This is a genomic window from Nocardia flavorosea (genome assembly GCF_015477805.1).
Lineage (GTDB): Bacteria > Actinomycetota > Actinomycetes > Mycobacteriales > Mycobacteriaceae > Nocardia > Nocardia flavorosea_A.
Map to the genome: position 1 here is coordinate 1,311,827 of NZ_JADLQL010000002.1, position 18,622 is coordinate 1,330,448.

Genomic DNA, 18,622 nt, shown 5'->3' on the forward strand with positions numbered 1-18,622 from the left:
GTTGGGTACGGCCACAACTACACACAGTGGAACGGGTTATGGTTTCGGGTTTGCGGGCACGCGCAAGCAGGCATTTTTCAGGTACGGTGGTCTTGTTACCGGTGTGGCAAGAGTGAAGAGTGGGCGACATGGATGTGTGGGGATCCCGCCGCTTTCGCTTCCGGGGCGCAGTGGCCCTGACGGGGGTGGCGGCTCTGGCAATTGCGATGGGATCGTGCGGGTCCGGCACCGAGCAGGCCGGTCCCGAAGCGGTCGTCGACCAATTCACCGAACTGCTCGACGAGGGTGATCATGCCGCGGCAGCGGAGCTGACCTCCTACCCGTCCGCCGCTTCGGCAACTCTGGAGCAAATGTTCGACGGGCTCGAATCCGGCACCGTCGACTACGAGAAAGCCCAATTCATCGGACTGGACGCCGAAACCGGCATCTTCCGGTTGGACGTGAACTGGAACTTCGGCGAGCGCAAGGACTGGTCCTACGGTCTCGAAGGCACCGTCCGCAAACTCTCCGACGGCTGGAAGATCTCCTGGGATCCGGCCGTGGTCATGCCCCAGCTCGAGCACGACCGCACCGTTCAATTGGTGCGGACGACGCCCGATCCGGCGCCGCGCGTGGTCGACAATATCGGCAAACCGCTGATGACCGAGCAGACGATCAATGTCATCCAGCTCGACCCCGCGCGAATGCCCGACCCGGTGGCCTCCACCGATGCGCTGTCGCGGGCCATCGAACCGGTCGCCCCGTTGATCACCGGTGCGTCGCTGCGGGAGAAACTGGCCGCGTCCGGCGGTAAGCCCATCACGGCCGTGAGTCTGCGCGAAGGCGATTTCGCGATCCTGGAACCGGAGATGGCCCCGATTCCCGGCGTCGTGATGAAGAAGGAGCCGCGGCTGATCGTCTCCGATCGCCGGGTTTTCTCTCCGCTGCTCGACGCCATGACCAATGTCTGGGAGGACAACCAGGAGAAACATTCCGGCTGGGCGGTCCAACTGTTCGAAAACGGGCAATTCGTCAAACAATTGGCCGGTTACCAAGGACCGGCCGGCCCGGATATCGCCGGTACCATGGACCAGCGGCTGCAACGCGCCGCCGAGGACGCGGTGGTCAGCGTGGGTTCACCGGCCTCGATCGTGGTCACCCAGCCCTCCACCGGTGCCGTGGTCGCCGCGGCCCAGAACAACTATTCCAGCGCGCTGGGTCCGGTCGCGTTCACCGGGCTGTACCCCGTGGGCGGCATGATGGAGCTGTTCCGGGCAGTCGCCGGGGCATCCGAGGGGAAAGCTGCGAAGGACGTATCCGACGCCGAGGCGGTGGAAGCCGCGGCCGCGCTCGGTGTGGGCGTGGATTTCCGGGTACCGGGGCTGGACGAGGTGACGGGACGTCCCGCGGCCGCGGGCGACGCCGAACCGGTCCGCCAGGGTGGCGGTTCGGATGCCCTGCTGGCCAGTCCGTTCGGTATGGCGATCGCGGCGGCGGCCATCGGCAACGGCACACTGCGGCCGCCGATGATCGAACGCGGTCGTCCGGGAGAGACCGATGCCCCGACGGGGCCGCTGCCCGGGCCGGTCGCCGATGCCGCACGCCGGGTGCTGCGCGACGGGATGAACGCACCACAGATGGCGCGGTTGCGTGGGTTCCGCGATGTCACCGGGTATTCCGCGAAGGCCGGCGACGACGGCTGGCTCATCGCCACCATGGGCGATCTGGCCTTCGCCATCCATATCGTCGATGTCGACAGCGGCGATATGGTCGTGCGGATGGGCGAGCGGATGCTCGCATCGTTCGCCGAACCCGAGGAGTGAGGTGCGGCGGCGGTCCGGCGCTGTCTAGTTGATCGCGCGGATCGCCGCCCGCCAGCCCAGCAGGAACAGGGCCAGCACCGACGCCGCCACGATGATGAAACTGACCGCCGTGCCCTGGCCGCTGACCACCCGCAACGCCATCCCGACGATCAAGGTGCTCGACCAGATCACCAGGCCGGTCGGCCGCAGCCGCAATCCGTTGAACGGTTCGGTTTCGTGGCGCTGCCGGTACAGCAGGTAGGCGGCGAGCCAGCCGACGGCGAGCCCTGTCACGAACGGCCAGGCCGTACGCACGAGCCCGGCGAGTATCGCCTCGTCGTGGCTGCGGCGCCCGATAACGCAGAACAGCACCACGAGCAGCGCATCGACAACGATCGGTCCCAGCCATCTCACACTGCGCAGCATAGTAGGTCGCAATCCGGCGAACGCCGGCCACGGACCGGTCGCCGGACCGTGCGCACGGCGGCTCAGGCGTTGCGCCGCGTGAACTCCTGCTCGTATTCGTCGTCCTCGGCGTTGCGGTTGCGGAACAGGAACGCGAACACGATCCAGCCGATGATCGCGATCAAAACGAAGCTCACCAGCCGGTAGACGAACGCGGCGGCGACGGCCTGGGCCGCCGGCAGGCCCGCGGCCGCGGTGAGTCCGTAGATCAGGGTGGCGTCCACATACACGATCCCGCCGGGCGCGAACGGGATGGACCCCACCGCCTTACCGGCCGCGAACGCGATCAGCAGACCCGCCCATCGCGGGTCGCCGCCGATGGCGTAACAGGCGGCACCCAGGCAGGCGACATCGGCGAGCCGATGCACCACCGCCCACCCGGTGACCCAGGCGCCGTCGCGGGTGCCCATATCCACCGATTCGACCTGGGCCAGCATGTCCCGGATCTTTTCGCGCCCCGCGTCCGGAGCGCGTTTGCGCAGCCGGTTCACCAGTGCCAGACCGCGCCGGAACAGTCCTTCGAGGGTGCCCGGATGGCGCGACGCGTAGTTACCCGCCCAGACCAGCGCCGCCACGGCGGCCACCGACACTACGAGGTTGACCGGGCCGACCCGCCCGCCGGCCAGCACCGTCCCCAGCACACCGAGCAGCGCGAGACCGGCGGCCGAGACCACCCCGGAGAAGACGAGCTGCCAGGAGGCGACCACCGGACTGGCGCCCCATCGCCTGGTCTGGCGGTAGGTGAACGCGGTGGAGAACACCTGCCCGGCCGGCAGCGTCACCGACATCGCCGTCGCGCCGTACACCACGGCCACCGATTTATGCTGTCGCACCTCGACGCCGCCCGCCCGTAACAGCTGTTTCTGCACCCGGCCGAAACCGGACATGGACAGCATTTGCAGTGCGATACACGCAGCGACCCAGCCCCAATGGATTTCGGTCAGTTTCTGCCACGACTCGTGTAGCCGGGGATAGAGGTAAACCCCTTCTCCGATCAACAACAGCAGCAGTACGGAAACGGCCAGCCATTTGAGCCACCGGAATCTCCGGGAGCGTTTCTCATTCTCCGGCGGTTCACCTACCCGGGACACAGCGGACGTATTCGCTGTATCACCGTCGGCAGTCACGAGCCCAGCCTAATGGACGTCGGTGGCCTGCGGCTCGGCCCCGCGGCCGGGACGCAAGGATAGGCGTGCTATGTGCGTTCCGTCTCGTCGGCGGAGGCATCCGATTCGGCGGCGGGCGTGGTGGGCGCAGTATTCGTCCCGTCCACGGAATCGCTGGGCCAGGACAATCGCGTCTTGCGGCCCCGTCCGCGTAACTGCACTTCCTCACCGGCGGTCCAATTCCGCTGTTCGCTCTCCTCGGCGAAATACAGGGCCGAACCCGAGGCCAGCGTCCGGCCCGGATGATCTTTCGCGAGCTCGGTGAGCCGCGACGCCTCGTTCACCGGGTCGCCGATCACCGTGTATTCGAACCGATTGGCCGCACCGATATTGCCCGCCACCGCCAAACCGGCCGAAACTCCGATACCGATATCGAGCCCGGAAATCGACCGCAGTGCCGCGCGGAGGTCCCGGGCCGCGGCCAGTGCCGCCGTCGGCGCGTCCGGGCGGTCCAGCGGGGCGCCGAATATCGCCAGGGCGGCATCGCCGAGGAATTTGTTCACGAATCCGTGATGACGGTCGATCACATCGACCACCACGCGGAAGAATTCGTTCAGCAGATCCACGACCTCGGTCGGCGGATGCTCGGCCGCGGTGGCGGTGGATCCGACCATATCGACGAACAACACCGCCACGAACCGGGTTTCTCCGCCGAGTTCGGTACCGTAATCGAGGGCCCGCTGGGCAACCTCTGCGCCGACATGCTGGCCGAAGAGCTCCTGCAGGCGTTGCCGGCTCGCGGCCTCCTCCATCATCCGGTTGAAACCGACCTGCAGCAGTCCGATCTCGCTGCCGTCGAAAACCTCGACCTGCACGTCGCGGGCACCGTTCTGCACCTGGTCGATGGCCTGGCTGAGCTGACGGACCGGATCGGAGATACTCGACGCCGTCAGCATGGACAGCGCCAGCGCCTGCATGATCACCACCCCGCACAGCAGCAGGATCGATACGGCCAGCGATTGCGCCGAGAATTTGACGTCCGACGAGATCTGGGTCACGCACAGCAGCACGATCGCGATGGTGGGGGCGAACGTACCCATCCCCCAGGTCATCGCCATCCGGGTGCCGACGCCGGGGGTGAGAGTGTGGTCGAAACGGCCCGCGCTGAGGGCCTCGGCGGCGACCGGGCGCAGAATCCGCTCACCCAGCATGTAGGTGAAACCGAACACGATGGTCGCGGCCATACATTCGGTGATGATCACGGTGCCGGCCAGCGCCGGGGTCTCGGAGATGATGGCGGTGCCCAGGACGGCGCCACCGAGAATCCACAGCGCCAGATGCAGGATCGCCTGCCGCAGCGGCGCGTGCAGGGCAGCCATCTGTTCCTGCCGGCTGGGCGGTCCACCGCGTACCTGCCAGCGCATCACCGGCCGCAGCATCAATGCCGAGGCGACCACGCTGAGCACTCCGCCGGTGACGAACACCACCGCGGGTACGAGTAGCCCGATCTGACGGCTCCCGGGCTGCTCGCCTTCCGGCACCGGCAGCCCGTACTGGATGAAAGCCCACACCAGTACCGCACCGAAGGCGTTCGCGAGCAACATCGAGGTGAGGTACAGCGGCCAGCGCGTATGCATGGTCTGTTTGACCGCTTCCAATGGCGCTGACACGAGTACTAATCTAGCGTCCGGCTCCGGTGCCCCGGCGCTCCCGGGTTGGGCGCTGCCCGCTTCGCACACGGTCGCCGCGCGCCGGGCACGGCCCGGTGCCGGGCCTGTTCCCGCCGCGCTCGTTAGGCTCGGCCGGGTGACCGAGCCGAAACCGACTGCCGCAGACGCCGTTCACCCGATCGTGCGCCAGACCGCCGAATGGGCCTGGCGACTACTGGTGATCTTCGCGCTGGTAGCGGTGCTCGCGGCGGCCGTACGCAAGCTCGATACCGTGGTGATCCCGCTGGCCATCGCGATGCTGGCGGCCGCGATGCTGGCTCCGCTGGTGGATTGGATGCAGCGCCGCGGCGTACCCCGGGGGATCGGGGTTTTCGTCGCGCTGGTCGGCTCGCTCGGGCTGGTGACGGGGGTCGTCACCTTCGTGGTGGAACAGTTCGTCGTGGGTGTGCCGCAACTGTCCGACGAGTTCACCGGCAGCATCCACAAGGTGCAGGACTGGCTCATCACCGGACCCATGCATCTGAGCGACGACCAGATCCGCACGGCCGGCGATGCGGCGATCCGCACGATCCAGTCCAATCAGGACACGCTGACCAGCGGTGCGCTGACCACCGCGACGATGATCGGCCATATCCTCACCGGCACCTTCCTCACCCTGTTCATCCTCATCTTCTTCCTCTACAGCGGTTACCAGATCTGGGAATTCGTGACCCGGATCGTGCCGCGCGCGCATCGCGAACGGGTGCGCACCGCGGGCGAACTCGGCTTCGGGTCCCTGGTGGGCTTCGTGCGGGCCACCGTCGCCGTCGCGGCCGTGGACGCGATCGGCATCGGCGCGGGATTGGCCCTGCTGGGAGTCCCGCTGGCGCTACCGCTGGCCTCGCTGGTGTTCATCAGCGCGTTCATCCCGATCATCGGGGCGTTCCTGGCCGGTTTCGTGGCGGTGTTCATCGCCTTGGTGACCAAGGGGTTCGTCACCGCGTTGATCGTGCTGGGCATCATCGTCGCGGTGATGCAGGTGGAAGGCCATGTCCTGCAACCGCTGCTGCTCGGCCGGGCGGTGCGTATCCATCCGCTCGCGGTGGTGCTGGCGATCGCCGCGGGTCTGGTACTGGGCGGGATCGCCGGGGGCCTGCTCGCGGTACCGCTCGTGGCGGTGCTGAACACCGCGATCCGCTCACTGCTCGCCGAGGATCCCGAAGAACTCATCGCGGAACTGGCCGCGGACCGCAAGGGTATCTATGCGGCCGAACCGGATTCGCCCGAACAGGCCACGGTCGGTGGTTCGGAGGGCACGGGCCGTTTCGCTATCGCCGCGCTGCTCGCCGAAGCACAGCGCCGACTGGCCCTGCCGCGGACAGCCGACACGGTATTCCTGGACCCGCCCGCACCGGAATCGGCGGCTGCGCCGGTCCGGGCCGCGGCTTCGGAGCCCACCGACACCGGTGACTCCGGCCGATCCGACGAACACCCGGAGAAGACCCCGCCGGGCGGTGCGGCGGAAACCGGCGAACCGGGAGGTCACCAGGTCTGATCCCGGGTCGGGTAGACCCACCGTATCGGGGAATGCCCTGATGCGGGATCGGGCGGTTGCTGGGTAATCTCGGGGCTATGAACGGCCCCGATCCGGTATTCGACGGTGCGGGTCCCGGTAGCCAGGTAGGCAACCGGGACCTGCGTGTTTCCGATGCCGAACGGGAACACGTCGGGCAGTTGCTGCAACGCGCCGTCGGACTGGGAATGCTGTCGCTGGGGGAGTTCACCGAGCGGATGGATACCGCGCTGGCCGCGAAAACCCGGGGCGAGCTGAATTCCGTGCTCGTAGATCTGCCCGGTGTGCGGTTGATCGGCGAGCCCGTCGCACAGCAGCCGGGGCACGGCAGACCCGCACCGCTGCCACGTCCGGGGGACAACGCGCGGGCACCGCTGTCGGGTGTGGTGCAGGGCGGCATCATCCGCCCGCGGATGTCGGGCGTCAACCGTCGCGGCAACTGGCAGGTCGCGCCGGTGCTCCGGGTCAACAGCTGGCTCTCCGGCGTGACCCTGGATTTCACCCAGGCGGTGATGACCACCCAGGTGGTGGAGATCCAGGTGGACGACTACGCGAGTTCCCTCACCCTGGTCGTCCCGCAGGAAGCGACGGTCGACCTGGACCGGCTGGAACTGATCGGGTCCAGCGTGAACAACAAGGTACGCAGCGGCCCGCCGATCGGTCCGCTGCATCTCCTGGTGCACGGCCGGGTCCGTTTCGGATCGGTTACCGCCAAACAGCCGTTCATGGCGCACTGGCGGCGTCTGCTCGGCCAGTGAACCGATGGCCGGGGCCGCCCTGACCGGCGGTTCCTACTCCGGATCTTCGCGGCGGCGCAGCAATTCGTTCACGCTCACCGAACGTCCTTCACCGTGCTGATGCCGGCCGGTGTCCTCGGCGGCGGGTGGGGTACCGGCCTGCTGCCGACGCGCCGATCGCAGACCCGCCATCCAGGACTCGATGCTGTTGCGTTCCCGGGGATCCGGGTCCTGTTGCGGCCCCGCGGATCCGGCGGACTGCTCGGCCAGGCTGTCGGGTCGCGGCCGGGCCGGCGGCGCGGGACGCGCCGGCGGTTCCGGATTACGGTACTGCGCCGGCATTTCCGGCGGCAGACCACGGGGGACACGGCGGGGCAGCTCCGGCAAGCCGGACTGCGGCGCTGCCGCAGCGCCGTTGCCGGGGTCGGTGCGGCGGGGCATCGGGCGCGGTTGGGAACCCTGATCCGGTGCGGGACCCGCGCCGGGCCGGCCGGCCGGCCGCTGGTTCGGTACCGGCCGCGGTGGAGCCGGTGGGCGGCCGGGACCGGACTCGGCGGTGGGCCGGCCACCGGCCGGCGGTGCACCGGCGGAACGTGGCGGTACCGGCGGCCGGGCGGGGCCCGCGGGCCGGCCCGGTAACCGCAGCGAGCTGTCCTGGCGGGGTCCTGCCGGATCGCTGTTTATCCGCGCCTGCTGCGGCGCAGGCGGCAACGGGGGAGCGTCCGCGGCGGTCGGGTAGACCGTGCGGCCGGATACCTCACGACTTTCGGTGTCCTCGACCGGTTCGGACGCGAACAGCCCGCGCAGGGTCGGTGTGGCGAAACCGGAACGACCCTGCTGCGGCCCGGCGTCCGGCCGGCCGGGTGCGCCACTTCCGGGCGGAGCCTGCTGACCGGCCTGGTTTCCCGGGCGGTCGCCGCCGGACTGGTTACCGGGTCGCGCGGAGCCGGCTCGGCTACCGGGGCCCGCGGGGCCGGGCTGATTGCCGGGTCGCGCCGCGCCGGCTTGGTTACCGGGTTGTGCCGGACCGGACTGGTTTCCACCGGGGCCGGCCGGGCGGCCCGGGCCCGGATCGCGGCCGGGGCCCGGCGGGATCCGACGTGGTTCGTTACCGCGGTGGGGAGCCGACGCACCGGGCGCGCGGCCGGGTTCCGGCGCTCGACCGGGAGCGGACCCGGGGCCACCCTGCCGGGGCGCGGCAGGGTCGACGCCGCCGCGGTCGGCATCGGCGGTGCGCGGTCCACCGGCCGGCGGCGCGGCGCCGTCATCGGGCGGCCGGGGGCCGTGCGGTGCGGGCGGTTGGGGGCTCTGGGCGGGAGCCTGGTTCTCCTCGGCGGCCGGGCGGGTGTGCCGGCCTGCCGCTGCGGGACTGTCGGCGGACCCGCCGCGACCGGGTTCGTCCGCGGCCGGCGGTGTGGCGCGCGGCCGGGTGGGGTCGGGCGGGGTGGGCATCGATTGTTTGGGCGCGGTCGGTGTGGAACCGGCCGGCTTGTCGTCGCCCTTGCGTGGGTTTTTGGGAACCGCGTTCAAATGTGCGGTGGGTGCGGCGGCCTCGATCTCCTCGCGACTGCGTTTGAGCACCGGCGTTTTGCGCTGTTTCTCCGCTGCGAGCGCAGGCATCTGCATGGTGACCGGATCGGTGACCGGGGTCGTTTTGACCAGGTCCACCAGATCACCCGAACCGGGGCGCTCGTCGTCCAGAATCGGCTCGCCGAGACCGACCTTCTGCTGGATGCGTTTCATCCAGGCCGGTGCCCACCAGCAGTCGTCGCCGAGCAGTTTCATGGTCGCGGGGACCAGCAGCATGCGCAGCACGGTGGCGTCGATGATGAGCGCGGCGATCATGCCGTAGGCGATGTACTGCATCATCACCAGATCGGAGAACGCGAACGCGCCGGTCACCACCAGCAGAATGAGAGCGGCGGCGGTGATGATCCGCCCGGTGTGCGCGGTGCCGATCCGCACGGCTTCGGTGGTCGAGGCGCCTTGGGCGCGGGCCTCGACCATCCGGGACAGCAGGAACACCTCGTAGTCGGTGGACAGGCCGTAGATGATCGCGATGATCAACACCAGCACCGGCGACATGATCGGCTGCGGCGTGAAGTTCAGCAGGTCCGCACCGTGCCCGTCGATGAATATCCAGGTCAGGATGCCCAAGGTCGAGCCGAGACCCAGCACGCTCATCAATGCCGCCTTGATCGGCAACACCAGCGAGCCGAAGGTCAAGAACATCAGGACCGTCGTGACCAGCAGCACCACCGCGATCATCAGTGGTATTCGGTCCACCAATGCGTCGATACTGTCGCCCTGGAGGGTCGGCTGGCCGCCGACCAGCATTGTCACATCGTCCGGGACGTCGATCGCCCGCAGATACTCCACGGTCGGCCGGTAGTTGTCGGAGTCGAGCAGCGTCGCTTCCGTGCGGAACACATCCGGTCGGTCGTTGGACTGCGACGGTACGGCGAAACCGGCGGCATCGGCCAGGCCGGGGGCCTTATCGGCCTCTCGCACCAGTTTTCCGATGGCGGAGGTGTTGTCGCTGATGAAGATCAGCTGGATCGGGTCGGATTGGCGCAGTGGGAAGGTCTGGTCGAACTCCTCCTGCGCGAGCCGTACATCGTTGTCCGGCGGCAGATACTTCTCACTCATACCGCCGAAGGCCAGGTTCTTCACCGGCAGGATCAACAGCAGCAACCCGATGCTGAGCGGGATGGCGATCTTGAGGGGATGCTGCATGACCCAGGTGGTGGCCCGGCCCCAGAAGCTCGCCTCGACCTCCTCCGCGGATTTGGTTTTGCGCATCCTCTTGAAGCTCAGCATGTCCACCCGCCGCCCCAGCACGCCGAGCATGGCGGGGAGCAAGGTGATGGAGCCGAGGGCGGCCAAGGCGACCGTGGCGATGGTGCCGTAGGCCATCGATTTCAGGAATCCCTGCGGGAACAGCAGCAGACCGCCGAGGCTGGCGATGATCATGGTCGCGGAGAACACGACGGTCCGCCCCGCGGTCATCACCGAACGCCGGACAGCGGCTGCGGTGTCGTACCCTTCGGCCAGTTCCTCCCGGAATCTACTGACGATGAACAACCCGTAGTCGATGGCCAGACCCAGGCCGATCATCGAGACGACAGCACCCACGAAGGTGTTCACCTCGGTGAACTTCGTCACCATCATGAGGATGCCGTTCGCGGCGAGGATGGTCAGACCGCCGATGATCAACGGGAGGCCGGCGGCAACCACACCGCCGAAGATGAAGAACAGCAGGACGCCGACCGCGGGGATGGCGAGTAGTTCCATCCGCTTCGTATCATGCGCCATGGTGTCGTTGAGCGTGCCCGCGACCGGCTGCAGCCCGGCGACCTGAACGTCGACCCCGTCGATGAAGAAGGCATCCTTCACCGCGCGGTAATTCCGGACCATCTCGTCGTCGTTGTTGCCGACGATCGCGACGGAGGCGAAGGTTTTCGTCTTGTCCTTGGAACCGAAGACCGCTGGTGCGGCCTCGCCCGTCTCGGTCTTCCAGTAGGCGCCTTTTACGTAGGCGATCTGCTCAGGGTGTTCTCTCGGCAGTCGATTCAAACTATCGACGATCTTGTCCCGGAACGCGGGATCGGAGTCGATCGTCTCGCCTTCGGGTGCTGTGTAGAGCACCAATACATCGGCGTCGTGGTTACGGCCGAATGCCGCGTCCGAGATCTCTGCGGCCTGCACCGACTCCGAGTTCGGGTCGAACAAACCGCTCGAACTGAGGTGATCGGCCAGCCCGAGACCGTAGGCGCCCAGTCCCAGCATCCCTGCGACAACGACTCCGATGACAGCGAAACGCAGCCGGTAGACCAGATCGCCCCAGCGGGTGAACACTTTAAGCGACTCCTTGTGCGGGGCGAGAGGTGAGCAGCGCCGACAGCGGCCGGAACGGCTGCAGCCAGGCACCCTCGTCGGGCAACGAGTCGAGGCTCACCCGCGGGAGCGGTTCACGGAATACTCCCGGGATGTCCTCGAGGTCGACGAATTCGAGAGTATCGGATGTTACGGCCCAACTCGCGTGCTCGCGGAAGCCGAGTACCTGAACCGGTATCCCGTCGGCGGCGAGTTGTTCGAGTGGTTCGCGGAACGCCTGGCCGTCCGCCGAGGCCACGATGATTCCGGCCAGCCCCGCGCCCCGGGTGCGGGAGGCGATATGGCCGAGCATATCGGAGTCGACATCGGAGTCTTCGTCGATCTTGGGTTTGGCGAAGACTGCGTAACCCACATTGCGTAGCGCTTCCACCCAAGGCCGCACCACATCCGCGGTGCCGGGGGCGATATTGGTGAACACCGTTGCTTCCGGCTCCACCCGTTGCTTCTCACCAGCGGACAGCTCGGCGGTGCGGGCGAGCAGCCAGCGGCCCAGCGCGTCGAACCGAGGGCGGTAGGCAGCAGTGGGGCGGCCACCGAGAATTGCGCCCAGACCCATGTCCAGGTTGGGTGCGTCCCAGACCAGCAGAACGCGCCGGAGTCTGTCCGGATCGGGCCCGGTGGCCTCGGCACCGGGTTCGTGCAGACTTTCGGCAACCTCGCCGCCGGACGGGGCCATCTCACTGACGCTCATCATTCGATCTTGCCCCATATGAACTCGTTGATCGCACTTCCGGCCCGATGTGCCTTGCTCTCGAACTTGGTGACCGGGCGCTCGAACCCGATCGGCGCCGATTCGCGATGCTGTGCGCTCACCCCAGCGGTCGTTTCGTTCAAGCCGACGAGCAGCGGTTCCGCCGCGCCGACCGCCGCAATGTGCTCGGCGTATTCGGCGTGATCGGTCGCCACATGCAACACGCCGCCCGGCCGCAACCGGTCGGCGATGAGGGCGACGGTGGCCGGCTGCAGCAGCCGCCGCTTGTGGTGGCGCGCCTTCGGCCACGGGTCCGGGAAGAACACGCGCACGCCCGTCAGCGACCCGGGAGCAACCATGTTTTCCAGCACATCGACCGCATCGCCGCGCAGCAGCCGGATATTACCGATTTCGTCGCGTTCGATCCGCTGGACAAGCTGTGCCAGGCCCGGCTGATACACCTCGATACCGATCAGGTTCAGGTGCGGTTCGGCCTGCGCCATCTCGGCGGTCGCGGTGCCGGTTCCGCAGCCGATCTCGACGACCAGCGGCGCCGGGCGCCCGAACCAGGCGTCGGCGTCGAGCGGTTCGTCGGCGACCTCACGGCCGATCAGCGGCCAGGTGCGATCCCAGGATTGCTGCTGGTTGGGGGTGAGTGCGCCGCGCCTGGACCGGAAACTGGTGACCCGCGGGTAGAGCCTGGACCGGCTGTGCGGTCCCGGCTCGGGGCGATCCGTGGTGCTGGACGATACGGACGAAGTCGAGTCAGCAGGGCGGACGGCATCGTTCACGCCCCTATTCTCCAACATGGTTCGGGATGGTCCGAACCGGACCGAGCCCAGCGCTACTCGTGGGTAGTCCACGCATCGCTCGTCGGCCCGGTTACCCCTGTCGATGTCCGGTCGATGGCCTTGCTCGCGCGGGTTGCTGTGACGCGGCCTCGGCGATCATCCGGTCGTTCACGCATGGTCATGCATCGCCGGTGTTCCTGGCTCGATCCCTGGCCGGTGGTTATCGCGAAGTCCCGCGCAGAATTCGGTTGCGCCGTTGACCCGGCGCGGGCGTTCGGTGTTACTTACATGGCCCCGGGAAGACGTGTGCGAATGTACGATCGATTCTAATAGCGCATAATTAACGAAACGGAACGGAAAATATATTGAATCGCTCACATAATTACATTGTCGGAAAACGGTGCCGGACGCCTTATGTGCCGCCATTCCGCGGTGCTGTAAAGAATGTCCGGCACCGTTCTCGAGCGTGTTTACAAGAGATCGGCCCCTGCTACAGCTCGTCGAATACGAAACTGTCTTTCTGTGGATCGTAATAACACGGGCCGACCTGAACGCCGGACTTTATATACCAATCTCTCATGCTCAAGCAGGTGGCATGAGTGTTTCCGGACGGATCTTCTATTGTCGCCGACGCGGTTCCCACGCCGAGGCCGCCCGCGACGGCCGCCGCCGCCATGCCGAAAACAACGGCAAAACGTGCCATCATTTTGAACCCTCCCATTGAACTCCCCGATCAATCTATGTCGATTGCTTCGACCGTGTCAGTCTAAGGTGTGATGTAGCGGACGGGCAAGTGTTTTTCGATCATCGGTTATCCACGCGTACCAGCGGTCAGGGAGGCTGGAATACGGTGTAGCGGTCGGCGGGAAACGAGTTTCGATACTGCTGAAGTCAGTCGGTCGCCGGTGAGATCGGGCATGGCGAAATACGCCGCTAACCGAATTTGCTGTTGGGTGGGACGGAGTCGATCGATGTGGCCGAGCCAAGAGGCTGGATGCCGAACTGGCCGGCGGGTCCGGCTCGTCCCGAGTGGAGGGGCCGGGGCGGGCGCGCGGTGGGCGCTCTTCTGACAGAATGCGCACCGGAACAGGGGGTGCGAACGGTGACAGTCGGAAGATCGGACAGATACATGCGGGAGGCGGGGGCAGCGGATCCGCTCGAGCGGATGATTTCGACATTGCGAATGGGCGACGGGGTGGACGCCGGTGTCGCGAACGGAATCGAGGCGGCGGTCGGGCGCTGGCGGTCGCTACCGCGGGCGCAGGTGGCGGGTCGCGCCGGGTCGGGGCGCACCACGGTGGCCGAGGCGCTGGGTCTGCAGCGTGGGGCCGAGACCGCGCCGGTCGACGAACCCGGTTTCCCGGACCCCGTGCTCGACGCCGACATCATCATCTATGTCCTGGCCAGCACCCCATCACCCGGTGACCGGCGGATTCTGGGATCGCTACCGCCGGAGCGCACGCTCGTGGTCGTGAACAAATCCGACGCGATCGGCACCGGTTGGGCGGACGCGGTAGCGGCCGCGGAACAGTTTCACCGGGCATTCGGGTTTCCCACTTTCCCGATCGTCGCAAGCCTGGCCGCGCGCACGGTCGCCGGTGCGCTGCGCGAAACCGATCTGGCGCTGCTACGCCGGCATGCCGGAAACCGCTCCCTGTCGGCGGTATCGGGCGAGGCGTTCGTCTCCCCGTCCGCGGGCCCGGATACCGATGAGCGGGCGGATCTGCTCCAACGCTGGGATCTCTACGGGATCGCCTGCGTGCTGGCGGCGCTCGAACGCGAACCCGGCCTCGCACCGCAGACGGTACTGCAGATCCTGAACACGGTGAGCGGGATCGAGCCCGTGGCGCGACTGGTGGGGTTGCGCTATCAGCAGGCGATATCCCGGCGGGCCGGCGCGCTGGTCGACGAACTGACCCGGCTGGCGGCGCGGGCCGTTCCCCAGGGCACCAGCCGGGCGCGTGCCCTGATCACCGAGTACCTGGACACCGACGAGGCGAAATGGCTGGGTCTGTGCGGTGGACTGGTCGATCCCGCGGTATCGCATCTGGCGGCCGGATATCCCCGGTTCGAACCCGCAGACGCCGACGACGCGCTGGCTCGCGCTATCCGGTGGCGGGCGGTGGTCGCCAGTGACCTGTCACCTTCGGCCCGGCGGGCGGCGGTCCGCGTACACAACGGCTACGTCCGGGTATGGGAACGGATGAGCAGTGTCGGACTCTGACCCAGGGCCGGATTCCGGCCTCGGTCCGGGAGCCACCGCGCCTCCCATTTCACCCGGTGCGCCGTTTCCCGAACCGGTCGCCGCCGTCGTGCGCCGCTGGAACCCCCAGGGGATGGCGTTGCTCGACACCATGACCGTCGCGGGGAGCAACGCGCAGGTCCGGCTGCTGGGCCCCGACGACGCGAACACCACCCTGCTGCGCACCGAACTCGCTCGTTTCGAGCCCCGGATAGACCTGAGCATGCCGCCGGCCGACCCCGCCGTCGCGGCCCCGGGCTCGGTCACCGTGCTGGTGCTGGACGCCGGTGTGGTGATCGGTGCCGCCGAACTCGATCTGGTCCGCCGGTCGACCGGGGCCGGCAGCCGGGTACTGCTGGTACTGAACGGCACCCACGCCCACCTGGACTGGCAGCTGGTCCGCGACCGGAGCGCCGAACTCCTCGCCGCCGCCGGGCTGGACTGCGAGATCGTGCCGGTATCCGCCCGCCTGGCGCTCGCCGCCCGGACCGCCGCGGATTCTGCGCTGCTGGACCGGTCCGGCCTCGCCGTGCTGCACGCCCGGCTGGTCGCGCTCACCACCGATACCACCACCGTGGACGCCCGGCGGGCCGCCGCGGCCGCCCAGGTGGTGGCGCAGACCCTCGACCGGATCACGCAGGAGCACACTGCGCTCGCTGCGGGCCGGGAAACCGAAATGCTGCGGGCCGAACGCGCGCGGCTGCTCGCCGAACGTGACGGTGGCCGGGCAGTCGCGGTATCCGCGCTGCGCGCCCAGCTCAACCTGGCGCGAATGGACCTGCTGACCCAGGTGGGGCATCGGGTCCGTGCCCTGCACGCCGAGGCCCGTACCGAACTCGACAAACTGGACCGCGCGGGGCGGGCCGGTTTCCCGGAACGGCTGCGTTCCGCGGTGGCGGCGCTGACCGATACGGTCGATCGCGATATCGCCGCCCGGCTCACCGAGTTGCGGGCGCGCGCGGCCGTCGCCACCCCGGCGACAGGAACGCCGGACCGGGCACCGGGATACCGGCACGATCCGGCACCCACACTCGGGCCGGATCCGCAACCCCGCGGCCGGGGTGTCGAAGATCACCTCATGATCGTTGTCGGCGCATCGGCCGGGGTCGGTCTGGGACGCCTGCTCGTGTCGCCGCTGGCGCTGGTACCGGCCCTGGATGTGGCCACGATCCCGGTGGCGCTGTTGCTCGGGGCCGGCGCGGCGGCCTGGGTGGTGCGCGCCCGTCGGCAGCTCGCCGACCGCGACCACCTGCGGCAATGGGTCGTGGATGCCATCGCGAACGTGAAAGCCCAGCTCGAGCAACGTGCGGTGACCGCCCTGGTGGAGGCCGAAACGGAACTCTCCGACGAAATGGTCCGATCCGCGGCGGACCGGATGCTGGCGGTGGACCGGCGCGTCGCCGAGCTCGAAACCGCGCTACGGCGCGCCACCGCCGGGCAGCCCGGCCGGCTTGCCGCCTGCGCGCGTGACCGGCAGATACTCGAGCAGTGGAGCCCGGATTCCGGAAATTAGTTTGTCCACCCCTATTGATAGGCAACCCGCTTCCATAGGGGCCGCAATACCGCGTTAACCTCTAGACAGGAACCTGGGCGTCCGCTTGGTCCTGGTACACGCCCCCGCAGACCCGGTGGCGGGTACGGCGGGCCGAAGTGGGCGCCTCACCCGCCAATGGTGGCGCTAGGTGTTTTCGCGCTGGTCACGGGCCCGAGGGCCAGGGCGGAAGCAGTTGTCGCCGCCCATTTCAGGAGAGTTTTCATGACCTCAGCGACCATTCCCGGTCTTCGTGGATCCGACGGCACCGCGCCGACCGAACACAGCGAACTGCTCGCCTGGGTTCAGGAGGTCGCCGAACTGACTCAGCCGGAGCGAGTCGTATGGGCGGACGGTTCCGACGCCGAATGGGACCGGCTCACCACCCAGCTCGTCGAGGCGGGCACGTTCCGGAAACTGGACGAGAAGAAGAAGCCGAACTCGTTCCTCGCGTTGTCCGACCCGTCCGACGTGGCCCGGGTCGAATCGCGCACCTTCATCTGTTCCCGATCCGAATCCGACGCCGGTCCGACCAACAACTGGGTCGACCCCGCCGAGATGCGCGCCACCATGACCGAGCTGTACCGCGGCTCGATGAAGGGACGCACCATGTACGTGGTGCCGTTCTGCATGGGCCCGCTCGGTGCCGAGGACCCCAAGCTGGGCGTCGAACTCACCGATTCGGAATATGTGGTGGTCTCCATGCGGGTCATGACCCGCATGGGCCGGGCGGCGCTCGATCTGCTGGGCACGGACCGGCCGTTCGTGAAGGCACTGCATTCGGTGGGCGCGCCGCTGGCCGAAGGACAGGCCGATGTGCCGTGGCCGTGCAACGACACCAAATACATCACCCACTTCCCCGAGGACCGCGAGATCTGGAGCTACGGCTCCGGCTACGGCGGCAACGCGCTGCTCGGCAAGAAGTGCTACTCGCTGCGGATCGCTTCGGCCATGGCCCACGACGAGGGCTGGCTGGCAGAGCACATGCTCATCCTCAAGCTGATCTCGCCGGAGGACAAGGCGTACTACGTAGCCGCCGCCTTCCCCAGCGCCTGCGGTAAGACCAACCTCGCGATGATCCAGCCGACCGTTCCGGGCTGGCGCGCGGAAACCCTGGGCGACGATATCGCCTGGATGCGGTTCGGTAAGGACGGCCGGCTGTACGCGGTGAACCCGGAGTTCGGCTTCTTCGGCGTCGCCCCGGGCACCAACCGTTCCTCCAACCCGAACGCGATGGAGACGCTGGAGGCCGGTAACACCGTCTACACCAATGTCGCGCTCACCGACGACAACGATGTGTGGTGGGAGGGCCTGGAAGGCGAGCCCGATCACCTGATCGACTGGAAGGGCAACGACTGGGTCCGGCGGGAAACCGAAACGCTGGCCGCGCACCCGAACTCGCGGTACTGCACCCCGATGTCGCAGTGCCCGACCCTGGCCGCCGAATGGGACGACCCGCAGGGCGTGCCGATTTCGGCGATCCTGTTCGGCGGACGCCGCAAGACCACCGTCCCGCTGGTCACCGAATCCTTCGACTGGCAGCACGGCGTGTTCATGGGCGCCACCCTGTCCTCCGAGCAGACCGCGGCCGCCGAGGGCAAGGTCGGCACCGTGCGCCGCGACCCGATGGCCATGCTGCCGTTCATGGGCTACCACGTGGGCGACTACATGGCGCACTGGATCAACGTCGGCAAGAACGCCGACGCCGCGAAACTGCCGAAGATCTTCTACGTGAACTGGTTCCGCCGCGGTGACGACGGCCGGTTCCTGTGGCCCGGCTTCGGCGAGAACTCCCGTGTCCTCGAATGGGTCGTCGGCCGGATCGAGGGTACGGCTGCGGCCGAGAGCACCCCGATCGGCAATGTGCCGACGGCCGCTCAGATGGATCTGGCCGGACTGGATGTGGACCCGGCCGATGTCGATGCGGCACTGGCGGTGGACGCCGACGAATGGCGGGCCGAGATTCCGCTCATCGAAGAGTGGTTCGAATTCGTCGGTGACAAACTGCCTTCCGGCGTGCGCGACGAATTCGAGGCGCTCAAACAGCGGATCAAGTAATTCCGGAGGCGGTCCGCGGCGGCTCGGGGTAGGGGCTGGGTGGGCCTCCGGTCTTCGCTGCTGTGCTCTGTTATGGCGTTGCCTGGGAGCGGTGCGGGTAG

13 protein-coding genes are annotated in these 18,622 nt (G+C 67.8%); 6 read left to right on the forward strand and 7 right to left on the reverse strand.

Annotated features, from left to right (window positions below; translation table 11 throughout):
- The first annotated feature begins 128 nt into the window (after nucleotides 1-128).
- A complete protein-coding gene (locus IU448_RS14830) occupies nucleotides 129-1,802 on the forward strand; it encodes an NTF2-like N-terminal transpeptidase domain-containing protein (RefSeq protein ID WP_228812706.1) in 1,674 nt (557 codons plus the stop codon).
- 24 nt (nucleotides 1,803-1,826) lie between these two features.
- Here IU448_RS14830 and IU448_RS14835 read toward each other — a convergent pair whose 3' ends face one another.
- The 3 genes from IU448_RS14835 to IU448_RS14845 all read right to left on the reverse strand — a co-directional run bounded on the left by IU448_RS14835 (nucleotide 1,827) and on the right by IU448_RS14845 (nucleotide 4,989).
- A complete protein-coding gene (locus IU448_RS14835) occupies nucleotides 1,827-2,195 on the reverse strand; it encodes a DUF3054 domain-containing protein (RefSeq protein ID WP_416382998.1) in 369 nt (122 codons plus the stop codon).
- A gap of 74 nt (nucleotides 2,196-2,269) precedes the next feature.
- A complete protein-coding gene (locus tag IU448_RS14840; protein WP_416382999.1) occupies nucleotides 2,270-3,373 on the reverse strand; it encodes a lysylphosphatidylglycerol synthase transmembrane domain-containing protein in 1,104 nt (367 codons plus the stop codon).
- A gap of 68 nt (nucleotides 3,374-3,441) precedes the next feature.
- The gene (locus tag IU448_RS14845) at nucleotides 3,442-4,989 is read right to left on the reverse strand and encodes an adenylate/guanylate cyclase domain-containing protein (RefSeq protein WP_228813227.1); all 1,548 of its coding nucleotides are present in this window, start codon (nucleotides 4,987-4,989) and stop codon (nucleotides 3,442-3,444) included.
- Between the two features lie 169 nt (nucleotides 4,990-5,158).
- Between IU448_RS14845 and IU448_RS14850 the strand changes: the two genes are divergently transcribed.
- Complete coding sequence (locus tag IU448_RS14850; protein ID WP_324188598.1) at nucleotides 5,159-6,556, forward strand: AI-2E family transporter; 1,398 nt, start codon at nucleotides 5,159-5,161, stop codon at nucleotides 6,554-6,556.
- Between the two features lie 77 nt (nucleotides 6,557-6,633).
- Nucleotides 6,634-7,332, forward strand: a complete 699-nt coding sequence (locus IU448_RS14855; RefSeq protein WP_195056080.1) for a DUF1707 SHOCT-like domain-containing protein — start codon at nucleotides 6,634-6,636, stop codon at nucleotides 7,330-7,332.
- Nucleotides 7,333-7,365: 33 nt separating this feature from the next.
- On the opposite strand, the gene IU448_RS29580 is transcribed toward IU448_RS14855, so the two are convergent.
- The 4 genes from IU448_RS29580 to IU448_RS14875 all read right to left on the reverse strand — a co-directional run bounded on the left by IU448_RS29580 (nucleotide 7,366) and on the right by IU448_RS14875 (nucleotide 13,411).
- Nucleotides 7,366-11,169: an MMPL family transporter gene (locus IU448_RS29580; protein WP_324188599.1), complete on the reverse strand. Its 3,804-nt coding sequence runs from the start codon at nucleotides 11,167-11,169 to the stop codon at nucleotides 7,366-7,368.
- Between the two features lies 1 nt (nucleotide 11,170).
- Nucleotides 11,171-11,899 (reverse strand): NYN domain-containing protein, encoded by a 729-nt coding sequence (locus IU448_RS14865; RefSeq protein WP_195056337.1) that lies wholly within the window; start codon nucleotides 11,897-11,899, stop codon nucleotides 11,171-11,173.
- Nucleotides 11,899-12,708, reverse strand: coding sequence for a tRNA (guanosine(46)-N7)-methyltransferase TrmB (gene trmB, locus IU448_RS14870; RefSeq protein WP_195056081.1), 810 nt, complete (start codon nucleotides 12,706-12,708; stop codon nucleotides 11,899-11,901). Before trmB ends, IU448_RS14865 begins: the two co-directional genes overlap by 1 nt.
- A gap of 472 nt (nucleotides 12,709-13,180) precedes the next feature.
- Nucleotides 13,181-13,411: a hypothetical protein gene (locus tag IU448_RS14875; RefSeq protein ID WP_195056082.1), complete on the reverse strand. Its 231-nt coding sequence runs from the start codon at nucleotides 13,409-13,411 to the stop codon at nucleotides 13,181-13,183.
- A gap of 444 nt (nucleotides 13,412-13,855) precedes the next feature.
- On the opposite strand from IU448_RS14875, the gene IU448_RS14880 reads away from it, so the two are divergent.
- The 3 genes from IU448_RS14880 (at nucleotide 13,856) to IU448_RS14890 (ending at nucleotide 18,521) form a co-directional block, all read left to right on the forward strand.
- A complete protein-coding gene (locus IU448_RS14880; RefSeq protein ID WP_228812708.1) occupies nucleotides 13,856-14,914 on the forward strand; it encodes a hypothetical protein in 1,059 nt (352 codons plus the stop codon).
- Nucleotides 14,901-16,445: a hypothetical protein gene (locus IU448_RS14885; RefSeq protein ID WP_324188600.1), complete on the forward strand. Its 1,545-nt coding sequence runs from the start codon at nucleotides 14,901-14,903 to the stop codon at nucleotides 16,443-16,445. The genes IU448_RS14880 and IU448_RS14885 overlap by 14 nt, the downstream gene beginning before the upstream one ends.
- Before the next feature lie 243 nt (nucleotides 16,446-16,688).
- The gene (locus IU448_RS14890) at nucleotides 16,689-18,521 is read left to right on the forward strand and encodes a phosphoenolpyruvate carboxykinase (GTP) (protein ID WP_195056083.1); all 1,833 of its coding nucleotides are present in this window, start codon (nucleotides 16,689-16,691) and stop codon (nucleotides 18,519-18,521) included.
- The last annotated feature ends 101 nt before the right edge of the window (nucleotides 18,522-18,622 follow it).